19 protein-coding genes are annotated in these 19,007 nt (G+C 59.7%); 1 reads left to right on the top strand and 18 read right to left on the bottom strand.

Annotated features, from left to right (window positions below; genetic code table 11):
* Positions 1 to 34: 34 nt before the first annotated feature.
* From C487_RS05920 to C487_RS05845, 18 genes are all read right to left on the bottom strand, one after another.
* Positions 35 to 370 carry a DUF7558 family protein gene (locus C487_RS05920; RefSeq protein ID WP_049907970.1) on the bottom strand — a complete coding sequence of 112 codons (336 nt, stop codon included), beginning with the start codon at positions 368 to 370 and terminating at the stop codon, positions 35 to 37.
* On the bottom strand, positions 370 to 660 hold the full coding sequence (locus C487_RS05915) for a hypothetical protein (RefSeq protein WP_006184784.1): 291 nt from the start codon (positions 658 to 660) through the stop codon (positions 370 to 372). The genes C487_RS05920 and C487_RS05915 overlap by 1 nt, the downstream gene beginning before the upstream one ends.
* A gap of 232 nt (positions 661 to 892) precedes the next feature.
* Positions 893 to 1,237, bottom strand: coding sequence for a hypothetical protein (locus C487_RS05910; protein WP_006184783.1), 345 nt, complete (start codon positions 1,235 to 1,237; stop codon positions 893 to 895).
* A gap of 272 nt (positions 1,238 to 1,509) precedes the next feature.
* A complete protein-coding gene (locus tag C487_RS05905) occupies positions 1,510 to 1,944 on the bottom strand; it encodes a hypothetical protein (protein WP_006184782.1) in 435 nt (144 codons plus the stop codon).
* Between the two features lie 8 nt (positions 1,945 to 1,952).
* On the bottom strand, positions 1,953 to 2,486 hold the full coding sequence (locus tag C487_RS05900; protein ID WP_006184781.1) for a DUF7342 family protein: 534 nt from the start codon (positions 2,484 to 2,486) through the stop codon (positions 1,953 to 1,955).
* Between the two features lie 211 nt (positions 2,487 to 2,697).
* The gene (locus tag C487_RS20625) at positions 2,698 to 3,960 is read right to left on the bottom strand and encodes a phage NrS-1 polymerase family protein (protein WP_006184780.1); all 1,263 of its coding nucleotides are present in this window, start codon (positions 3,958 to 3,960) and stop codon (positions 2,698 to 2,700) included.
* A gap of 351 nt (positions 3,961 to 4,311) precedes the next feature.
* Entirely contained in the window at positions 4,312 to 8,640 is a 4,329-nt protein-coding gene (locus C487_RS05890; RefSeq protein ID WP_006184779.1) for a primase-like DNA-binding domain-containing protein, read from the bottom strand.
* On the bottom strand, positions 8,627 to 10,837 hold the full coding sequence (locus C487_RS05885; RefSeq protein WP_006184778.1) for a VirB4 family type IV secretion system protein: 2,211 nt from the start codon (positions 10,835 to 10,837) through the stop codon (positions 8,627 to 8,629). Before C487_RS05885 ends, C487_RS05890 begins: the two co-directional genes overlap by 14 nt.
* Positions 10,830 to 11,951 (bottom strand): hypothetical protein, encoded by a 1,122-nt coding sequence (locus C487_RS05880; RefSeq protein ID WP_006184777.1) that lies wholly within the window; start codon positions 11,949 to 11,951, stop codon positions 10,830 to 10,832. The genes C487_RS05885 and C487_RS05880 overlap by 8 nt, the downstream gene beginning before the upstream one ends.
* Positions 11,952 to 11,953: 2 nt before the next feature.
* Positions 11,954 to 13,069, bottom strand: a complete 1,116-nt coding sequence (locus C487_RS05875) for a hypothetical protein (protein WP_006184776.1) — start codon at positions 13,067 to 13,069, stop codon at positions 11,954 to 11,956.
* Between the two features lie 2 nt (positions 13,070 to 13,071).
* Positions 13,072 to 13,929: a hypothetical protein gene (locus C487_RS05870; protein ID WP_006184775.1), complete on the bottom strand. Its 858-nt coding sequence runs from the start codon at positions 13,927 to 13,929 to the stop codon at positions 13,072 to 13,074.
* Positions 13,926 to 15,659: a hypothetical protein gene (locus C487_RS05865; RefSeq protein ID WP_006184774.1), complete on the bottom strand. Its 1,734-nt coding sequence runs from the start codon at positions 15,657 to 15,659 to the stop codon at positions 13,926 to 13,928. Before C487_RS05865 ends, C487_RS05870 begins: the two co-directional genes overlap by 4 nt.
* A 28-nt stretch (positions 15,660 to 15,687) precedes the next feature.
* Positions 15,688 to 16,107, bottom strand: coding sequence for a hypothetical protein (locus tag C487_RS05860; protein ID WP_049907969.1), 420 nt, complete (start codon positions 16,105 to 16,107; stop codon positions 15,688 to 15,690).
* Between the two features lie 6 nt (positions 16,108 to 16,113).
* Positions 16,114 to 16,392, bottom strand: a complete 279-nt coding sequence (locus tag C487_RS05855; RefSeq protein WP_006184772.1) for a hypothetical protein — start codon at positions 16,390 to 16,392, stop codon at positions 16,114 to 16,116.
* A gap of 206 nt (positions 16,393 to 16,598) precedes the next feature.
* Complete coding sequence (locus C487_RS21440) at positions 16,599 to 16,733, bottom strand: exodeoxyribonuclease VII small subunit (RefSeq protein ID WP_241431069.1); 135 nt, start codon at positions 16,731 to 16,733, stop codon at positions 16,599 to 16,601.
* Between the two features lie 49 nt (positions 16,734 to 16,782).
* Positions 16,783 to 17,058 (bottom strand): exodeoxyribonuclease VII large subunit, encoded by a 276-nt coding sequence (locus tag C487_RS21435; RefSeq protein WP_152422476.1) that lies wholly within the window; start codon positions 17,056 to 17,058, stop codon positions 16,783 to 16,785.
* Positions 17,052 to 17,507 (bottom strand): exodeoxyribonuclease VII large subunit, encoded by a 456-nt coding sequence (locus C487_RS21430; RefSeq protein ID WP_083864527.1) that lies wholly within the window; start codon positions 17,505 to 17,507, stop codon positions 17,052 to 17,054. The genes C487_RS21435 and C487_RS21430 overlap by 7 nt, the downstream gene beginning before the upstream one ends.
* Positions 17,508 to 17,556: 49 nt before the next feature.
* A complete protein-coding gene (locus C487_RS05845; protein WP_006184771.1) occupies positions 17,557 to 17,724 on the bottom strand; it encodes a hypothetical protein in 168 nt (55 codons plus the stop codon).
* 231 nt (positions 17,725 to 17,955) lie between these two features.
* Here C487_RS05845 and C487_RS05840 point away from each other — a divergent pair, with 231 nt between their 5' ends.
* Complete coding sequence (locus C487_RS05840; protein ID WP_006184770.1) at positions 17,956 to 18,945, top strand: NAD-dependent epimerase/dehydratase family protein; 990 nt, start codon at positions 17,956 to 17,958, stop codon at positions 18,943 to 18,945.
* The last annotated feature ends 62 nt before the right edge of the window (positions 18,946 to 19,007 follow it).

The raw sequence follows: 19,007 nt of genomic DNA, 5'->3' as shown, positions 1-19,007 counted from the left end.
TCCGGGGGGTACGTACGGACATCGCTTGTCCTCTTTATTTGCTGACTTCTTGGACAAGATGCTCCTCGAGGTCGCGCGTCCAGTACGTTGCAAGTCCGCCGGGATTACATCGCTCGCAAAATTGCAGCGGCCCCTCGAGATGGCCGAGTTCCACACGGAAACGCGTGAGCGCTGCGAGGGCGTCGACGACGAGCCCACACCCGTCGCAGGTGTGGTGGTCGCGCTCCTCGGGATCCGGCCGCTCTTGGACGGCACAGTCGACACAGATCGGGTGTGTCACCCGTTCGTCTTTCCCCCACGTATGCGCCTCGCCCATCTCTGACCCAGGCGGTGAATCACAGAACGCACACCCGGAAAGCGTCTGTTGCATCAGTCGTCCTCCGCGTCGGCGTCGGTCGCGGCCTGCCAGCCGCGATGGAACACGGCGAGCTGGGTGATCGAGTCGAAGGCCTCGTCACTCGGCTCGTGAACGAGGACGCGCTGGTCTGGGACCGGTGTCACCACATCGTCCTCGATGAGTTCATCAACGAGACGGCGGGCACTCCGCTCGTCGACGTCCGCCGTCGAGACCCGGGCCGCATCCCGGTTCTGGGCAACGAGTTCGGTTTCGAGTCGTTCGTAGTCGTCCGTCGTGTCGTCGAGGATATCAGGTCCAGTCATGGAAGCTCTCACTCTGGACGCGCTTCGAGCGCGCCTCGCCCCTTTGCGGGCGCGAACGACGATCACGGGCAGTCAGCTCGCCCGGCCGTTTGCGCCCTGCACTTCCTGGGCACGTACGCCGAACCCGTCCTCTCCTGCTGCTGATGGGCTAGCTCTCCACCGTCGATGGCACACTGCGTATTTCGGCGGATTGCAAGAGTCGATAGCGGGGAGGCTCTCTTCTTTCGGACTGTTAGAGTGCGATCACGAGGCCGGTCACGAGTATTACGAGTCCGAGTGCCAGCCACGTCGTTCGCGCTGCGAGACGCCGCCAGCACCGCTGCCCCAGCTGGCGGAGTTGATCACGGAGGGCTGCCCGCCGTTCTGTTTCGAGGACCGCGACTTCGTCGTAGTAATCGCGACGATCTGCGGGAAGCGTCCGGAGTGTCGTCTGGCACTCGCTGCAGGTGTATTCGAACTCTGCCCGGACGTGCTGGCGGCGGAACTCTTGCTCGCCGCCCTCGTCGTAGCCTGTGATCTCGTACACGAGGAGTTTTGAGACGAAGCGACGGTTCCCACACTCCGGACATTGGTCCATCCTGAGCGTTGGTGTTCCATCCTCGCTGCTCGTATCGTCTGGCCAGGATGTCTGTGGCTCTGTGTCCTCGGTCTCTCGGGGTGGGCTCGTGTGGTTTTCTGACGGCGATGCACTCGCTGTCTCGGAGTTACTGAAGGTAGACATGGATTCACCTGTGACTGCACTCAGCTGACTCCAGGCTGGACACCACGACGACTCTCGTGGTGATGCCCATCGGGCTGAGCGCCGTCACCCTTGGTCGGCGCGATAAACGCCACTGCGGGGGCAGTCGCTTATTCGTTCCACAGTACTGCGATCCGGTCTTCAATCTCGTCGAGGACGAGTCGCAGGACATCACGATGATCGGTCGGCCAGGAGTCATCGTCACCGGGCGTCGGGGCGGTGGGCGGGGGATGGAAGTGATCGCGCGTATTGTGGGGGTTCGGATGCCGATCCCATCGGCAGTCACAGGTGTGCTCCGAATGGACCTCACGATAGTGGATTGTGAAGTCGTCGTTCGTGTACCAGCGGACAGTCAGGGTTGCGTCGTCGACGGACGCTGGGTAGTATGACGATGCAAAGACGACCTGAAGCTCGAGATGGCCGCTTGCATCCGTGATGGCCGCGTGGGAGACTTGTCCGGTGGCTTGGAGCCGTGTCTGAAGGAACTCGAGGATGGGGAGATCGATGGGGGCGGGGCTCCCGCCATCGCCTGTCGGTGGCACCATCGAGCGGGCTACCCGGATGCCTGGTCGCGCTCGCCACCCGTGCGTTGCTGGCGCGCCCGTTCGTAGCGGTCTCGCTCCTTGCGGGCGGTCGCCCAGTCGCCGAGGTCGCCGTACACGTCGTCGATGGTCCGCTCGTCGCTGCCCTCCGCGGCGGCGACGGCGTCGACGGCGGCCGGTGACGCGGCGTCGTACGCCTCTTCATACTCGGTGATGCGCGTCGTGAGTTCACGAACGCGCTCCTGCAGGTCCTCGACGGAATGGTCGGCTGCGAGCTGGTTGATGCGTCGCCACTCGAAATACGCGTCATTCCGTTCGTAGGTGGCTGGATGTCCGTCGTACCGGGTAACGATGCCGAGATCGTCGAACCAGCTCAAATACTTCCGGGCGGTCTTGGGGTCACAGTCGGCGCTGTCGGCGATCGCGCTCGCCGTCGTCGGCTCGCGGGTCTGTAGGATGGTGCCGTAGATGCGTTGTTCGACGTCGTCGCTGGCGAACGCATCCTCGAAGGGGGGCGGCCCATCGGCGGCGTCTGACTCGGACATACGTGGGCTTGTAGACCAGAGGATATAGTTCTTACTTCGAGGAATAGTTTCCTGAACCACAATATCCTGCGGTAGCCCCCATTTCACGGCGAGACTCAGCGTAGTTAACCAACAAGCAGCGTGATATAGCGAGCCTGTTGGTTAATCTTCTCAGCTCACGGAATCAGAAGGCTCGAGGGAGGACTTCTCGGATGAAGGTGACGCGGCGCTACTACTCGGACTGGCCACCGAAGAATCGACTCAACATAGAGGGTGATTCTGAATCGTCATCGGTCTCTCTCGCAGTACCGGAGTCTTCCTCGTGAGACTGCGCAGTCTCCCGGTCACGGGTTGCGAGTTCGTCGGTGAGCCGCTCGACCTCTGCTTCGAGAGTCTCGATCCGCTCCGTCTTCTGTTCGAGTGTTGCTTCGAGCTCGTCGACGCGCTCGCTCAACAGTCGGTTTTTCTCCGCCAGATACGCATGACTCCGGTCTGCGTCGTCAGGAGTACTGCCAGCAGTGACCCCGCCAGGTGCGTCGTGGGAATCTGCGGCGTCGTCGCCGGCGTCCGGGTTGTAGAACTCCGAAGTAGTCGCGATCGCACGCTCGATGGTCTTCTCCCCGTACGTTGACCCATCAGCGTAGTGAACCTCGTCCCACTTCTCCCGCATCAATCCCGACTGGCGGAACAACTGTTCCATCTGCGTCCGGTCGCCGCCGGTCCAGAACGCTAGCAGACAACACAGCGCCATGTCGGCCTCGGACTGGCTGTCGTAGCCGGCCGTATTCCCGTTCCAGAGCCGCTCGAACTTCTCGCCGTTCGATGCGTTTCGCGCTTTCTCGAGGAGGTCCTCGTCGTCGAGGTCGACGTCAACGTCAGCTGCACCGGTCGTCGGTGACCGGTCGTCAGCGTCACCACGCTGTTCGGACTCGGGTGCTGTGTCACGCTCGGTGTCCTGGACGTACTCGCGATGAATCGCTGTGAGCGCGTCCTGCCGGCGTGCAACGCGAGTGGGTGTCCGGTCGACGTGGTCGCCAGTGACGGTGAAAAAGCGTGCTGTGTCGTACAGTTCGATGCTTCCGCGCCGGTTCCGCCCGTCTGGGAGTGTGCCGGTAATCAGGACGTGATAGCCGGTGCCGGATGGAGATATCTCCGTATAGGAGTCGAGTCGCTCAATGATGTCCAGCGCCGTATCGTCGATGTCGTCTGTCTCGGGATCGCGGCAGTCGTCCAGGTCGACGCCGACGATGGGATCGTCGTCAGTAAACACGAACCCGACACCATCAGCGTGCTTCGTCTCGGTGTACTCGAGTGCTGTCTCGAAACTCGCCCAGGTCTCTGACTCGGTTGCTGACGCGAACCCCCCAGCCCCCGGCGTCACCGGAATCTTCGTCGGTTTGCCGTCTCGCTCCTCTTCTCGCCAGCACACCCATTGGTCGCGTTCGCGTAACGACTCCGGGATCTGCTCCGGTTCGTCGATACTAATCTCACTCATCCTCACACAGTACCTCGCATGGCTCTCACTGGCTCTGAGCCAGCACAGACTTCACGCTGCTCTACGTCTCGATCCAATCCCTTGGTCCCAACGGGGACCCCCCGTTCTATCCTAGTTGGTTGTTGGGTGGAACACCCGCTATATCTGGTTGAAAATCCCTGGACGTGAGTGTGTTCCACCCATTTCGGTCGGTTCGTTGGTGTTCCACCCATTGAGAATTTGGGTGGAACATACCGCTGTCGGGTGATTCTCGACTTGTGAGTCTGGTGAGTTGAAATCATGATTCTGCTTGGGTGGAACAGGCCCCGAGATGTCGCGATGATATCGGGAATTGGACCGTGTACGTCCATTTCATGACTCTGATCTCTCTTCAGAGCGAATGCGGACACCAGTGTAATGCCAGACGGGTTCCCCGTCGATTCGCTTCTTCGTGGAGTCCACCTCGATGTGGGTGTTGAGCTTCCGTGTGAACCAGCTCTTATTCAGCGGATCATCGATGCCGTGTGCCTCTGCCCAGTCGTTGTAGAGGCCGAATACGTCATCTTTCGGCACGGCCCCATCCACGTCTTCGATAAGATATTCGTCGACGAACGATTCGAAAGAAGGTGGCGATTGGTCTTCCTGGTCTTCCTCGACAGTCTCATCTGCCTGTTCGATCTGACTAGGTAGTTCGTCAGCGGCCGCTGATTCGGGCGATGCCGGACGGAGCGGCCCGTCGGTGATTGCCGAGAGTGGACGCTTCTCATCGTTTTCATATACGACCGATTCCGCCTCATCGTGAAGGATAACGATGCCATACGTCGAACGTGTGTAGTCTGGTACGGGGAGTTCGGCTTCGGGGACGAATGGCTTCTTGATACGCACCCAGTCGCCCTCGAACGCCGATTTCGTCTCGTAGATGTGTTGCTCACCGTGCTCATATACGACGTACTCCTCGGCAGCGTGGTCGTAGCTGTAGATGGCTGGCACACGGTCTTTCGAGAGTTTCCCAAGCGACGGGAGGCAGATGTGTTCCGTTCCGCTGGTATCACGGAGGACGATCTCGTTGCCATCACGCAGCCAGATGTTCTGAGTCCCGTTCTCGTCGCCGTTCGCCGGTCGCACGGCCGTCACCCCGCCTTCTTCGGTCGCTCCGCCGTTGAACGTGAGATTCGAGTCGGTCGTGTAGAACCGCGTCTCACTGTTCTGGAGGGTACGGACGGGTGGTGTGAGAATGCCGTCGACACGCTTGGCCCACTCAGTTTCATCGTTTCCTGGTCGAACGACAAACAGCGGGATATCCCCTGCCTCTTGGGCTTTCCGGAGGTTCGTGAGCACTTTCGCGGGATTCTCAGGTGTCGTCGTTTCGACCTCGATGGCGAATCGGTCGGCAACGTCGGGGTGGCTCGCCCTCGCGTCAGGTTTCTCGCTGCCATCCTGGGCGAGGATTGAGACGGTGCAGCCGAGTTCGCTGAGTTCTTCTTCGATCTGGAGGAGTGCCGTATCGTGGTCATGTCCGCCGGCGGCTTGTACGTCCCCAGTCTCGGGTGTCGCGATGTCTTCGCCAGCGTCGGTCAATCGAATCCGTATTTCGTCTGCTTCGATATCGACGGTCGTATCGAGATGGCGTGACCGCTCGCGGATATCTGCTAGTTCCTCATACGACGGTGGTTCGGCATCAACCTCTCCGAAGAGCCGCCTGAGTTCCTCGTCAACCGCTTCGACATCTACCCAGCCGTTCTCTTCCCGACAGCCGTCTCGAAGCTGGCGGCTTCGAACCACCTTCGCTAGCGCGACGTCTAGGTCGTCGCTTTCGATGCTGAGTACCTCGTGTAATTCGGCAGGTGCGCTCGCTGTGGACACATTTGATTCCGCTGGCACCCCGTAGTCGTCACTGATGTCCTCGTGCATCGAGGCGAGCGTCTCAGTGAACTGTTCTTCTTCACGCTGTGTCAGCGGGTACTCACTCTCGGGATGGCCCGGCGGGATTTCGAGCGGTGTGAGACTGAACGGATACGGCCCGGTTTCTCCGAATGTTGGGCTCGGGACGCTGCCGATCCACTCGCCACGGGGTAACGAGCGAATCCGGTTGGCGAAATCGTCCGGGTCCATCTCCTCGTGGGCCATCGCCCGAGCCAGTTCTCGGTCGACGTTGATCTTGCTGACGAGTGAGGTCCCGATGTTGTTCAGGGCGTTCAGGTAGACTTTCCGCCCACCTTCAGCTTCCAGTTGCTCGGGGAACTGCATTGAGAGGCCCACTGAAAGCCGGAATCCTCGTCCTTTCTCGAGGAGGTCGTTCATGATATCGGAGACCACGACTGAGGCCGCTTCGTCGACGAGAAGGTTCACGACGTAGTCATCGGAGTACTGGGTGAGGTCGCGCTTGCGATCTTTGAGCGCGTCGTCGAGATTGGTGAGGATCATGCCCGTCATAATCCGGGCGGCCTCGTCGCGAAGATCGCCGAGGTCGAACAGGATGACTTGGTTATCGTCGAGCACTTCTCGGAAGTCGAACTGGCTCTCGGTGTTGTTGAAGATGCGGCGCAGGTGAGGGTTCTGTGAGATGTAGTTGAGGCGGTGCGTGACCCCACCCATCACGTTGTCGAAGGTGGTCGAATCGTGTTGGAATTGCCGCCGGATCATGCGGGAGACCTCCTCGTCGCTCGATCGGGGTGCGTCTGCGAGATTCGGCTGTGGCGGGCCGGCTTCCCACAGCTGGTCGATGACGTGTTCGAGCTGTCGGTGGGCGAAGTAATCGGTTGACTCCCGGTACTGGCCGTTTTCACGGCCGTATTCCTCGTCGAACAGCGCGGTGATGAGCGTCTTGATGAGGGTTGGGGCGACCGTCGCCCGCTTGTATCGGTCCTCGTCCATGACGAGCTTCAGGATCTCTTCGTAGTGGTCGGCTTTTCGCCGGACTGCATCCTCACGGCGGCGGCCACTCTCCAGCGAGGGTTCGAGATCGAAAAAGGAGAATCCGGGAAGCACGTCCGGGATCGGGAAGTGGACGACGTTCTCCTCGAGGTCGGTCATCCCGAATCGGCGCGCGTGGGCCCGCATGTAGTTCTGCGCCATCTCGTCGTTTTTCGGAAGGACGAGGATGGTCGGCCCCTCAGTGTTGTCGTACAACGAGAGCATATCGTTGAGGAGGGCTTTTGACTTGCCTGAGCCGGTGGTGCCGAATCGTCCGTAATGCATCGGCAGTAAGCGGGGCGGAATGTGTGTCGGGACATCTTCGGGGTCGCCAGTGTCGTCGAGGGCATACCCGATAGCCATCCCGTCACGGAACTCGCTCATAATGTCCTGGTGAGGCCGGGCGAGCGGATTCCGACTCTGTTGTTCCGCACGCGTTCCACGTTCGCCTTCCACGGAGAGTTGGTCCGAAGAGGGAACGACGAGGAAGTTCGCGAGTTCGCGGCCGCTCAGGACGAACTCGGGTCGAGTCTTGCCACGGCCGGTCGTAAGCTCGCGGTCCAAAAGCCGTTGCAGCGCGGTTCGTGCGTGCTGCTCTTTTTTGGCCTGCCGCAAGCCGTTGTCGCGCACCCGTTCGGCCTCCACTTCGTAGCACGGCCCATCGAGTGTATCGAAGACGGGGGCAAGTGATTCCAACCGCTCGTCGAGTTCCTCACGCTCGTCGTCACTGGATGGAACGCCAAGGGCGCGAATATTCGCGGTAAACGAGCGCTTCGCGTTTTTCGCTTCGATGGCTCCGACACGAGCTGTTTGTGTGTCACTCAACTCCTCCCGGCTTCGGCGGTCGGAGCCGTCGTCAAACTCCAAGAGTGGCCCCAAAAACCGCTGCGCCCAGGTATCCCGCCCCTCGATGATGTCTTCCGTGCGAACTTCAGCATCGCTCTGCCAGCTCGCCCGTCGCTGGAAGACGACGTGGAACGCTAGTGGGGCACTCGCCTCCGTCAAGTCATCGACGAGCGACGCGAGCGCGCCACCAGGCTGGTCGACGGCATCGGGACTATCGTCTACATCGTCGCCAGTGAACGGCGAGAGCGAAGACATCCAGTCCTGTTTCCGAGTCGCCGAGACCTGCCACCGGACGCCGAGTGGGGAGACGGTATCAGTCGCTGGCCGGGCAAGTACTGTTCCCTCTGACGTCATCGTTGGTTTCGCCAGCGTTGTCACCGGCTCATCTCTGGGAATCGTATCTGGTGGGGCGAGCTCGAGGGCAGTATCCCCGATCTCGATGATGTGGTCAACAGATGGGTTAGCGACCGTCTCTCCATCCGCGGCTGATTCGGCGTCTACTAGCTCGGTTTGATTGTTGTCGTCAGTCGCCAACTCGTATTGCTCGTCAGGACCGAATTCGTACTGGAGGTCGCCCGACTCATACTGCTCGACGAATGTCTCCTGGTCGAATTCGACGGGCTGCACGAGTCGCAATGCAACGTCGACCTCGGTGCGTTCGATGTCGAACGTCTCGGGATAGATCGACCGGAGACGCTTCTCGAGAGTGTCCAGATGCTCGTTGGCCCCGTAGTAGAATTCGACGGGCTCATCCGCACCGTCACTGAGTGCGAGGAATTCGAACCGGGGCGGTGTCTCGCTATGTAGTGGATTCAGTTTGTCGACCAGCCCTGTCGAGTCCGTTGCGGTCAGTTTGTGGAGGCTTTCCAGTTCCTGGGGCACACGCTCCGGCGTGAGTTGTTCGGATGTCGGCGTCACGCGAAGGTACTCACGCATTGTCATCACCTTCCTCTGAGCCCCCATCGGTCTCCGCTGGCGTCCGCTCGGGTGCAGTTTCTCCATTCCCGGTTGCTCGGGCTTCGAGGTCATCCTGGAATGTCTGGATATCCGGATTCACAGCGTCTTCACCAGCACCGGGGAGTGAGGTTCGCCGTTGCTCGGTCGGCTCGAAGTCGATGACCTGCTTCTCCTTGGCCATCGCTTTGACCTGGATGCCACGCCACTCGCCATCGACGCCCACCAGCGCCTCGGAGAAGCCAGCGTCCTCGTTGCCGGGCACGGCGTCCTGGACGAACCGCATCTGCGCGTAGTTCAGGCCGAACTCGTCGGCCCACTCCTCGTCCATCCCGTCGAGGCGGTGGAACTGCTTGACCGCGCACTGGTCCAGAATCGCCTCGGATTCGGCGTGCTCGAAGAACTCGTCGACGGTCTGCGTGACCAACCGGATCGAAAGGTCGTGATGCCGGTGGTGGCGGAACACCGTTTCGAGGAACGCCAGACTCGCGGCATCCTGCATAATGTAGCGCGCCTCGTCGATGTAGAACACGACCTCCTTCTCCGAGATTTTCGCCCGCTCGTACACCAGCGAGATGAGTAGCTGCATCGTCAGCGCCGTGCTGCTGTCGACGCTGCCCTCCTGCTGAGCGAGGTCGAGGTAGATGACCTTCTCGTCGCGAATGTCGAAGTCGGACTCTTGGCCGAGGTTGGCGTGCCGACCGTCGTCCTCGAAGGGGCGAAGCTGGTCGAGGAGCCACGTCGCGTCCTCCTTGATCTTCTCCGCCTCCTCGTCGGATCGGACGACGAACTCCTCGGGCTCGTCGACCATGTCCTCGAAGACGTCCATCATGTCCCGGATGGTCGGACTCGGGTTGTCGTGCGTCGAGATGTCGTCGGTGATGCCGTTGCGCTTGTACGCACGCTTGAGCCCGAGCTCCAGCGTCGTCCGGCGGTCACCGAGCGAGATGCCGCGGAGCGCGAAGAAGTTGGTGAGGAAGCTCATCGCGTCGTCGAGCTTCTCGTTGAACGGGCTCGCGTCCTCGCCCATCGCTCGCTGGACGTGCTCGGGCGTCTCGCGGATCTCCAGGGGGTTCAGCCCGAGCGTCCCGCCAACAGTGATCCGCTTGGCGTCAAGGGCTTCGGCGACGCCGGCCCAGTTGTTCAGCGGCTCGAGAATGATGCCGATGCGGTCCTTGCTCTGCTCGATCGAGCGGATGAAGTTCTGCTTCGAACTGAACGACTTCCCGGAGCCAGTGTCGCCGACGGTGAACATCGCATAGCCGTTGTCCCGAGCGAACGGGTCGATGACCACCGGGCTCTGGTTGTCCTTGTGAATCCCGAACTCGACGCCGCCCTCCTCGAGGATCGTCGCGTTGTGCGGCGAGGAGAGTAACGCCCCGACGGCGCCGCCGAGCGCGATGGACTCGCGGCCGAACTCGTTGTCACCGATCGGGGCTGCGGACTGGAGCGCGAGGTCCTGCCGGCAGATCGCCGTTTTCGGTGTGAGGTTCGCGGGGTCGTCACGGAGCGCACTCTTGACCTTCTGGACGGCGTCCCGGAGTTCCTCCTTCTCGTCGGCCCGGACGGTGATGAACATCCCCTGGTCGAAGACGTTCGCGCCATTCTCGACGGCCTTGTACGTCGCTGCGGCCTCGTTCGCTCGCTCCTGGAGATAGGCGCTACGGACGCTCTGTTCGATATCGGCGTCGACCTGCAGGTCGTCCGCGATGTCCTGCAGTTCGTTCCGGGCTCGCTGCTGATTCTTCGGCGTGATGTGAGCCGTGAGATCGAACTCGACGTCGGTTATCTCGAAGAGGTCGCTCAGATAGCCATCGCTGGGATAGTCGGCGTAGTCGGCGATGTACAGCGTCGTCGTCCACTGCTCGCCGACGTGGGCTGCTCGCGTCTCCCACTCAATGGCTGCCGGCGCAGTTACCGTCTTGTGCGACTCTGAGATGTCGTCCAGGATCTGCCCTTCTGCGTTGCCTTCCTCCAGCATCTCCTCGTCGAGGACGTCCGAGAAATCGACTTCCTCCTCGTCGTTAGTGCTGTGATATCGACCCCACAGAAGCTTGCCAGCGACGCCGAGAATGACGGCTAGAAGGACGTAGAGTGCTGCGCCTTCGGTCGACGTTGGATTCAGTAACCACTCGGCGGCCTGGTCGGTTGCCCCCCCACCGGCCTGGAGAAGGACGTTAAGCATCGGACTCGTCCTCCCGGCGCGAATGGCCGACGACCGATTGCTCGCGAACGACGCGCTCTGCGTCGTCGTAGTCGTGTTCCCGGCCGTTCCAGAAGTCCATGTTCAGCACGAACAGCTCAACCGTACTAAGGCGACGAGCGGACCAGCCAGAGGATTGCTGGATGAACTCGGCCCGCAGGTCGTTGACGCGACTGTCGAGCTTCTCAAACATCTGGGTACGTCGCTCGACGTCGGTGAGGTCCTCTCGTCGTGTTACGAACGGGTTGAACAGGAACCCGATAACGGGGAACTTAGTGAGCTTCTCAGCAGGTGTTCCCTCGTCTCGGTAGCGATCGTAGACCTCCAGAGGGCTGACCTCGACGCCGATGTAGTACCGGACCTGCTGAATGCCCCGGTCGCGCATTTCCTTCGGGCGCGTCTCCCGGTATTCCTCGAGCAACTCATGGAAGATCGGGTTCTGCGTGACGTCTTCGTCGGAGAGACGGTTTTCGATATTCTCGATGATTTGTTCGACCGGGAACGAGCGAGTTGTAGCGTGGACTTTGAGCTTCGAGTCGAGTTCCTTATTAGCGAATTCCTCGCCAGCCTCCTGGAGCTGTGCCCAGTCGTCGGACATGGCGAAATCCATGTTCCCCGGCTGGATCTCGACGAACGCCTCCATCGTCCCGTCCGCCCGCTGGATGGTACCAACGCCGGGCCACGCCCGCTTGACGTTCGTGAGGTCCTGGGTTCGTTCGTCGGGTTTGAACGGCGTATAGTTGGCGAACCCGCCCTCATTCCGTGTCGTCTCATTCGTGCCGCTCTCCGCGTTGTCTGGGGCGCTGAACGTGATCTGTGGTCGCTTGGCGTACCGATAGACGTCTTTCGTCCACGTCCAGGCGTTCAAGTGATTCGGTGAGACGTAGATGACGGCCACGCCGAAGCCCAAGCCGCCAGCTACGAACGGGAGGGCAAGTGACTCGATACCGGTGAGGCCGGCCACGAACAACCCGATAATGGGGAAGGCAATGAGAACGCCGACATCACCCTCCTCGATGTTGAGGTACGGGATACGACCTTCCTCTCCGAACTGATTCATGATTCGCCGTGCAGCTGCGTCTTTATCGGTTGACATAATTACTGGATCCCTCGATCAAACTCCATACCGCGTTTGTCATTCGATGTGTTCGCTGTCGGCTCGCCCGGGTCGTTCTCGGTTCTGCGGTACGACGGCTTACCGCTGCCCTGATCTCCATTGTCTCCTCGGGCGGCTGCTTTCTGGGCGACAGCTTGCCCTGCGGCCGCTTTCGGCCCCCACCGGGCGGCAGTCGTCGCGACGCCAGCACCACCGACGTAGGCTCCAGCAGCGACACCGCCGACGAGTGCCGCCCCTTTCGTAGCACCACCGACGACCTTGGCAGTCAGCGGAGTCGCGTATTTGAACGTCTTCCACGTGACATAGAGGGCAATCAGGGGTAGCGAGACTGCTACCAAGTACTTCAGAAACGCGCTATTTGGAGCAATTGCATCTTGCGAGTAGAGCAAATCGTATCCTTTGAACACTACTGCTGCCGGGAGGGGAAGAACTGCGAGCGGGACGAACCGTTTGGTAAATCCCATCGCGATATCGGAGAGAACCGGGATATTGCCGTAGCCAAGTGCGAACGCTATCGGCATTCCATACACGTAGACGTAGAGGAGAATCTCTCGAATGAAGTACAGTGCCTCTAGGGCCCACATCGAGAGACCGCCGAGAAGGGCGAATACGAGTGCAAGCCCGGGATTCGTTAGAGAGACTTCGAGGAAATTGAGCATCGCATCACCTAGTGAACTGAGACTCGGCATCAGAGCAATCGTGAATCCATCCACTATGTAGAGGCCCAGAATACTCACCCAGTACCAGCTGATAATAAGGAACGCTCCAACCCAGGCGGTCTTCTTCGTCCGTCTAGATTCGTATGCACTCCCGAGATTGAAAATCCGGATCGTATGCCGTCCTTGGACGCACATCAAAAGGAGGAGCAACGAAATCAGCATGATCTCACCGCCCACCAACGCATCTCGGATTGCCTGCCAGGGAGCGTTGATCGGGTCGCCGAAGACGAATGCCCCATCCGTCTCAGGCGTCGGCGTGCCAAACATCTCCTCTGTCAGAGTCTCGTAGCCAGCCGTCAGCCCCTCCATGAAGAGGCTAATGACCCAGTCGACGGCGTCTTTGAACCCCTCTAAGAAGACATCAATCAGGTCAACCATGGCTACGCCTCATTGATGGTGATATCACAGTTGTCAGACTCTGTTGAAGCCGAATACTGGATAGTGTACGTTTTCGAAACTTGATTTGCTCCAACCTGGGTTTCGAGGATGAGGTCGAACTCCCCGCTCTGTTGTTCGTCCGTGCAGGATGTCCCTCCGCCCGGGACGAAGGCGAACGGCGACCGAGAACTGTAGATCGTGATTTTCTCGCCTGCGGTTATGACAACTTCGTCAACCTCCGTATCCGCATCCGCATCGTATATCCCACTCACGTCGTCGTTGGCAGCATAGTTCGTGCCGTCTTCGTCTGAGGGATACGGCACGTCCCCAATGAAGAGTAGTTTCGTAATCGTCTCCGGACCACTGCCCTGATTCTCAACCGTCACGAATGCTTCTTCAGCTATTTCGTCGCTTGGCCCGTCCCACATCTTATCGGGCTGATTTCTTCCGATTCCCATCTCTACAATTCCAAGATCCGGCTGGATGGGAAGTGAGGTTTCGACGATGGTCTCATCGCCCTTCAATGCGAGCACGCGGTACTCACCGGGTGCGTAAGCGGTCCCAATTTCGAACGAAACCTGCTGGGAGCCTGTGGCGACTTCGCGCTGTCCGAACAGTTCCCCGTTCGGTTGAATGAGGTTGATCTGATCGACGTCGGCTTCCGCAGTGAGTTCGACGACGAGAGTTGTTCCATCGACGGCAACGCGCTTGAGCGTATTCTGGCCGTCTGGAGCGCCATTGCCATCATTGGGCGTCTCGGTATTCCCACCGTCGTCGAGACAGCCGGCAACGCTAGCAAGCGCAGCGCCGGCGACTGTTCGGAGGGCGGTACGTCTGCTGAGTGAGTTGTGTCGAGTCATGGATTGCTGTCGAAGATGTCGTCTGGGCCGAGCATCCGTAGGAGGTGGCGTCCCGCGTAGAACATCACGATGAACGGGATGAGCTGCCAGCCCACCTCGACGAGGAACGCAAACCAGCCGTCGATCGTCCCGAGTGGGTGCCAGCGGGCCGTCGCGGTATCACTCACGTACGCCGGGTCGTGACCGAGCCACGAACCCGGATGGTAGCGAGCCGTGTAGATGCCCGGTTCATCGATGGTTACAATCGCCACCCCCGAGGCATTGGTCTCGACGCGCTGGTCCGCGACCGTGATGTACCCGTTCCGGGTGGTGCCACCGATCGGATATTGACGGCTCTCGTCGAGCGTGATCGGTGCGCCGGTTTGATTGTCGCGAAGTTCGACCCTGAGCGTCGCTTGCGACTGATTCTGCTTGATGACTCCGACAGTGAGATTGCTGCGGCGGAGCTGCCGCTCAGAGCCCCTGTCTGGCTCAGCAATTGAGGCATTCACTCCGCGAACTATGCCCGCTACCTGGAGGGCCTCACGGTCGACGTTCTCGGCTCGAACGGCGACGCCGTACGTCGTCGTGTACGACTGGTTGACGATGTCGATGTTGATGTTCTCACCGATGGTGCCGACCGGTGACGGGCGGTCAGTCCCCCAGGTCTCGATGAGGTCCGGCCCATCTCGAACCGGCTCTGCACGCGGGCCGATCCGCGAGGGATACGCGTGAACGTAGACCGGAATCGCGTCCGACTGGACGGTAGCACTATCCGTGCGATTCGACCGGACGAGCGTGTCCCAGTTGGTGTTCCGAGCCGTGTAGAACCGCCAGATTCCACGGACCCGTGCCTCACCATCCTGCGTGAGCGTGTACCCCTGCCACGGCCGTGACTGGAAGATGGCCACGCCGGCATCGCCGTTCGGATACTCGGCGTAGTAGGGGGACGCCGAGAGGTCGTAGATCTCGACGGCGATCGAATCGGAGACGTTGCGTGATTCCGTCTGATAGGTGACGTCGACGTTCGTCCGGTCACCCAGGTCGGTCCTGACGGTCTTCTTCAGCCTGACGCTAATCTCCGCTTCCAACGTGAGGTTCGCACTCCAGTCATCCTCGATCTGGTAGTCGAGGGCCGGCGTATGGGCCCCGTCACGCTCGGCGATGGTCTCGCCGTCCTTCTTCAATCGGATTTCTTCGATCTCGTGCTCCGTGAGCGACCACGAGATAGTCGTGTTGCCGGAGGAACTCCCGTTGGGCACGCGAACGCGGTAATCAACGAACCCGCGCATCGTCCCATTCGGCGCAATGTAGAGTGGAGTTTCACCGGACTCGAGGTGTCCACGAGTAGATGGCTGGACCGCGAAGATCGTTGCGTGAGCATCTTCGATGAAGACGCCATCCTCGAGGTCTGCGTGCGGCGGATGCAGGGACGTATCTGCCCCGCCGGCGTCGAGGTCCTCAAAGTCGTTCCGCGTCCACGTCGTCGCAGTCGCCGGCGGCTGTTTGAACGTGATATCTGTCCCGTTTGCTACTTGATGGACAGCGGAACGGTTCTCGCCATACCGCTGGCGGTACTCCTCCTGGCCGATATAGTTGTCTGCGTCGCGAGACCACAGCGTGGCTGACTCGTTTTCTGTGAGACCGTTCCCCTCCGTCCCCGGTCGCGGCGGGTCGGCTGCGACGATACCCGTGACTAGGCTCGTCGCGAGCAAGCCGGCCATGAGCACGGAGAGCTCTCGGTGGTTCATAGGGCTCGCAACGGGGACTGCGGGGTGGTTACCAGGGGACGAGATCGACGCACTGTGCCAGTGGAAGGCCCATCATCGACCCGGCAACGGTATACAGCGGGCCGAGGACAACAAGGACGACCGCGGACTTCATCGCGGAGCGCTTGTGCCGCTTGAGGCCCTTCTTCTGCTCGGGATTGAGGGTGAACATCTCGATGAGGGAATCGGCCTGCCAGACGATCGCGAGGCCGACGATCCCCAGCGCGGTTGTCAGCTGGAAGAATCCCTCAATCATACTCGGGAGGTTGTCCGCGCTACAGACAGCGTTGTCCTGAGCGGCAACTGGCTCGACAGCGAACAGGCCCAGGAAGACGAACGTCAGCGCGGCCTGTCGGGGAATCCTACCCATCAGTAGTGACCCGGTGTCGGTGCGACGTTCAGAGTCGGAGGGAGTTTTGTCCTGTGGCATAGCAGGTCAATCCTCAGTGGCGTCTCCAGCCGGCGGCTGGCTCTGCTCCTCTTCGACGAGTGACTGGAGGTCGTCGAATCGGTTGGTGTTTTCAGCGATCTCTTCGAGTGTGTAGCCCTGCTCGCGGGCCCGTTCGAGGAGGTCGCGGAGTTCATCGGGATCAACACCGCGGACTTCCATTTCCTCGCGGAGGGCGCGGCGATAGAGGGCGGAGGCGTTGATGTGGTCGTTCCACATCAGGTACAGGTCATCGATGTCCTCGATGGTGACTGACCTCGTAATCATACATGTGGATATGTGTCTGCACCGGTTGAGTCCCGGTACACGTTGACGCGGTAGCTGGATGATACCTAAATGCTTTCTGGCTATCAAGTGGTGCAATAATGTTGGATGAATTATAATCGGATCACTGGTTCATGTCATAGAAAAAGACTTAACCAACAAACTGGGGAGAGTGAGTGACTGTTGGTTAAGGGTGAGCACCAGCTCACTTACTCGAGCTCCACAACTTCACCGCTTCCTTCGTCGAGGATTTCTCGTACCCCAGTCAAGAGCTCCTGACCTTCCTGGTGGAGTTTCGTGCCTTCATCGAGGTCACACTCGTCCGCGTCGAGCTGCTGCTCCAGCGGCTCGATCTCACTCGCAAGATAACTCTTTGCGGGAGTTCACGCTATACTACCCGGCGGCCGTCGGCGTGATCGTCCGGACATCCGCCACCTGATCCGCGAGTAGCCGGTCATCGGTGTGTCCAATCGCGGTGACCACGGGGGCATTCGCGGTGAAGATCGCTTCCGCGACACGCTCGGTGTTGAACGCCTGGAGGTTCGAATCGCTCCCGCCACCGCGGCCGACGATGATCGCGTCGACGTCCTCTGACCGGTCCAGATGGTGAATCCCGTTCGCGATGGACGTCGGCGCGTTCGATCCCTGGACGGTTGCGTCCTTCACCACGATGTCGACGGTGAGTCCTGCTCGTGAATCGCGTTCCGGATGTCGTACCGGGCGTCCCCTCGGAGGGACGTAACAACGCCGACCCGCTCCGAGAACGCCGGTGGTTGCTGTTTCTGTTCGTCGTCGAACCAGCTACGCTCTTCGAGTTCGCTTTGCATTCGCTTGACGGCAGCCGCCTGGTCGCCGTCGCCGCCGACGATCACCTCCCACGGTTTGAGGTCGATCTTCCCACCCTCGACCCAGTAATCGATATCGTCCTCGAGGTCGGCGTCCATCTCCCGGTAGCGGTTCGCCCAGATCGTACAGAGGAGCCCGGCGTCGTCGGTGAACGTGAAGTAGAGCGCCGTATTGTTCTGGTGGCGGTCAGTGACTTCGCCGATACAGCGGTCGCCGTTGAGGGCAGGCGTGTCCTGGACGACCGATGCAATCCGGTTGTTCAGCTGTGACACGCTAAGAACCTCTCGCGCATCGGGGATCGACCGCCTGTGATACTCCGGCCTACAGGTCGCGAGGTTGGACCGTCTTCCGGTCGTTGGCCTCAGCACGCTCTGCGGCGTCGTCGAGCAGTTCGGCTACCCCTTCGTTGAGAGCGTCGTAGAAATCTGCCGAGACGTTGTGGTCCGAGAGCGCGTCCTTCACGGCTGCTTTGACGATTAGGTCAGACATTCCATCGCGAAATTCTCCTGTGACCTATATAAAGGCTCAAAATATCCACGTAGGGTTTTGGCACATCATCACCCGGAACAGTCTGTATATCAGAGAGAACTGCTCTATTGAATTCGCAAACAGCGGCGGGATCAATCTGATGGCGACTAATCGTCTCCGGTTGCTCAAAGGGCCGGTTTAAGTAAAACACATACAGCAGACCTTTTGGTGACGCTGAGGACAGAAACAATAATGCGAATACTCGTCACTGGTGGTGCTGGCTTCATCGGCGGTCATCTTGCCGAGCAATTCCTCAGAGGCGGCCATGACGTGACCGTTCTGGATGCGATGCACCCTTACTATAACCTCCAGATTAAGGAACACACACTGGACGTACACCGATCAATTGCCGACGCTGAAGGATGTAACTACGCCTTCGTCGAAGGTGATATTCGGAATAGCAGTTTGGTTGATGAGCTTGTCAGTGAGACAGACATCGTATTTCACCAAGCCGCGCGTGCTGGTGTCCGTGACAGCGTCGCTGAACCACGAGTATACGACGAGGTGAATGTCGATGGGACACTAAACATTCTGGACGCAGCCCGCGAAACGGATATTGAGCGAATTGTGGTAGCCTCCTCATCTTCGGTCTACGGTGGGCGTGGTGAGTACGTCCCATTCGAAGAAACTGATCCGACACTCCCTGTGAGCCCTTACGGTGCATCAAAACTTGCTGCCGAGCGTTACGCAGCCGCCTATCACGAGGTATACGACATATCCACGGTGTCACTACGGTATTTCACGGTATACGGTCCGCGGATGCGACCGAATATGGCGATCTCGAACTTCGTGTCCCGGTGTATGAACAACGAACCACCTGTAGTGTATGGGAACGGGACGCAAACACGGGACTTCACATACATCGAGGATATCGTTGACGCGAATCTGACACTGTTGGGGTCAGACACGGCAGATGGAGAGGTTCTAAACATTGGATCATCGGACAATATTGAGATTCGGACGCTAGCAACGGAGGTCCGCGATCAGTTGGCTCCAGAGTTAGAGTTGGAGTATGCCGAGCGCTACGACGCCGATGCTGAACACACCCATGCGGATGTGTCGAAAGCAAGCGAGCGTCTAGGATACAGTCCGGAACATACAATTCGTGAGGGGGTCAGGAAATTTGTCGATTGGTACGGAGAGAATCAAGAGTGGTACGAGCCGCTGGTTCGAAAATCATGATCAAGTATTTCCGGTTCGTGCAGAATGGTGGATAATCACTATGTTTATGAATTGGATGCTAC

This window comes from Natrinema pallidum DSM 3751 (assembly GCF_000337615.1).
Lineage (GTDB): Archaea > Halobacteriota > Halobacteria > Halobacteriales > Natrialbaceae > Natrinema > Natrinema pallidum.
This window is presented reverse-complemented; position numbering and strand designations above follow the sequence as displayed.

Coding starts and splice junctions, on each gene's coding strand:
- C487_RS05865 (WP_006184774.1), bottom strand. CDS start 15,659: ATGAACCACCGAGAGCTCTCCGTGCTCATGGCCGGCTTGCTCGCGACG.
- C487_RS05910 (WP_006184783.1), bottom strand. CDS start 1,237: ATGGACCAATGTCCGGAGTGTGGGAACCGTCGCTTCGTCTCAAAACTC.
- C487_RS05870 (WP_006184775.1), bottom strand. CDS start 13,929: ATGACTCGACACAACTCACTCAGCAGACGTACCGCCCTCCGAACAGTC.
- C487_RS05860 (WP_049907969.1), bottom strand. CDS start 16,107: ATGCCACAGGACAAAACTCCCTCCGACTCTGAACGTCGCACCGACACC.
- C487_RS05900 (WP_006184781.1), bottom strand. CDS start 2,486: ATGTCCGAGTCAGACGCCGCCGATGGGCCGCCCCCCTTCGAGGATGCG.
- C487_RS05890 (WP_006184779.1), bottom strand. CDS start 8,640: ATGACAATGCGTGAGTACCTTCGCGTGACGCCGACATCCGAACAACTC.
- C487_RS20625 (WP_006184780.1), bottom strand. CDS start 3,960: ATGAGTGAGATTAGTATCGACGAACCGGAGCAGATCCCGGAGTCGTTA.
- C487_RS05855 (WP_006184772.1), bottom strand. CDS start 16,392: ATGATTACGAGGTCAGTCACCATCGAGGACATCGATGACCTGTACCTG.
- C487_RS05885 (WP_006184778.1), bottom strand. CDS start 10,837: ATGCTTAACGTCCTTCTCCAGGCCGGTGGGGGGGCAACCGACCAGGCC.
- C487_RS05845 (WP_006184771.1), bottom strand. CDS start 17,724: ATGTCTGACCTAATCGTCAAAGCAGCCGTGAAGGACGCGCTCTCGGAC.
- C487_RS05920 (WP_049907970.1), bottom strand. CDS start 370: ATGCAACAGACGCTTTCCGGGTGTGCGTTCTGTGATTCACCGCCTGGG.
- C487_RS05880 (WP_006184777.1), bottom strand. CDS start 11,951: ATGTCAACCGATAAAGACGCAGCTGCACGGCGAATCATGAATCAGTTC.
- C487_RS05875 (WP_006184776.1), bottom strand. CDS start 13,069: ATGGTTGACCTGATTGATGTCTTCTTAGAGGGGTTCAAAGACGCCGTC.
- C487_RS05840 (WP_006184770.1), top strand. CDS start 17,956: ATGCGAATACTCGTCACTGGTGGTGCTGGCTTCATCGGCGGTCATCTT.
- C487_RS05905 (WP_006184782.1), bottom strand. CDS start 1,944: ATGGTGCCACCGACAGGCGATGGCGGGAGCCCCGCCCCCATCGATCTC.
- C487_RS05915 (WP_006184784.1), bottom strand. CDS start 660: ATGACTGGACCTGATATCCTCGACGACACGACGGACGACTACGAACGA.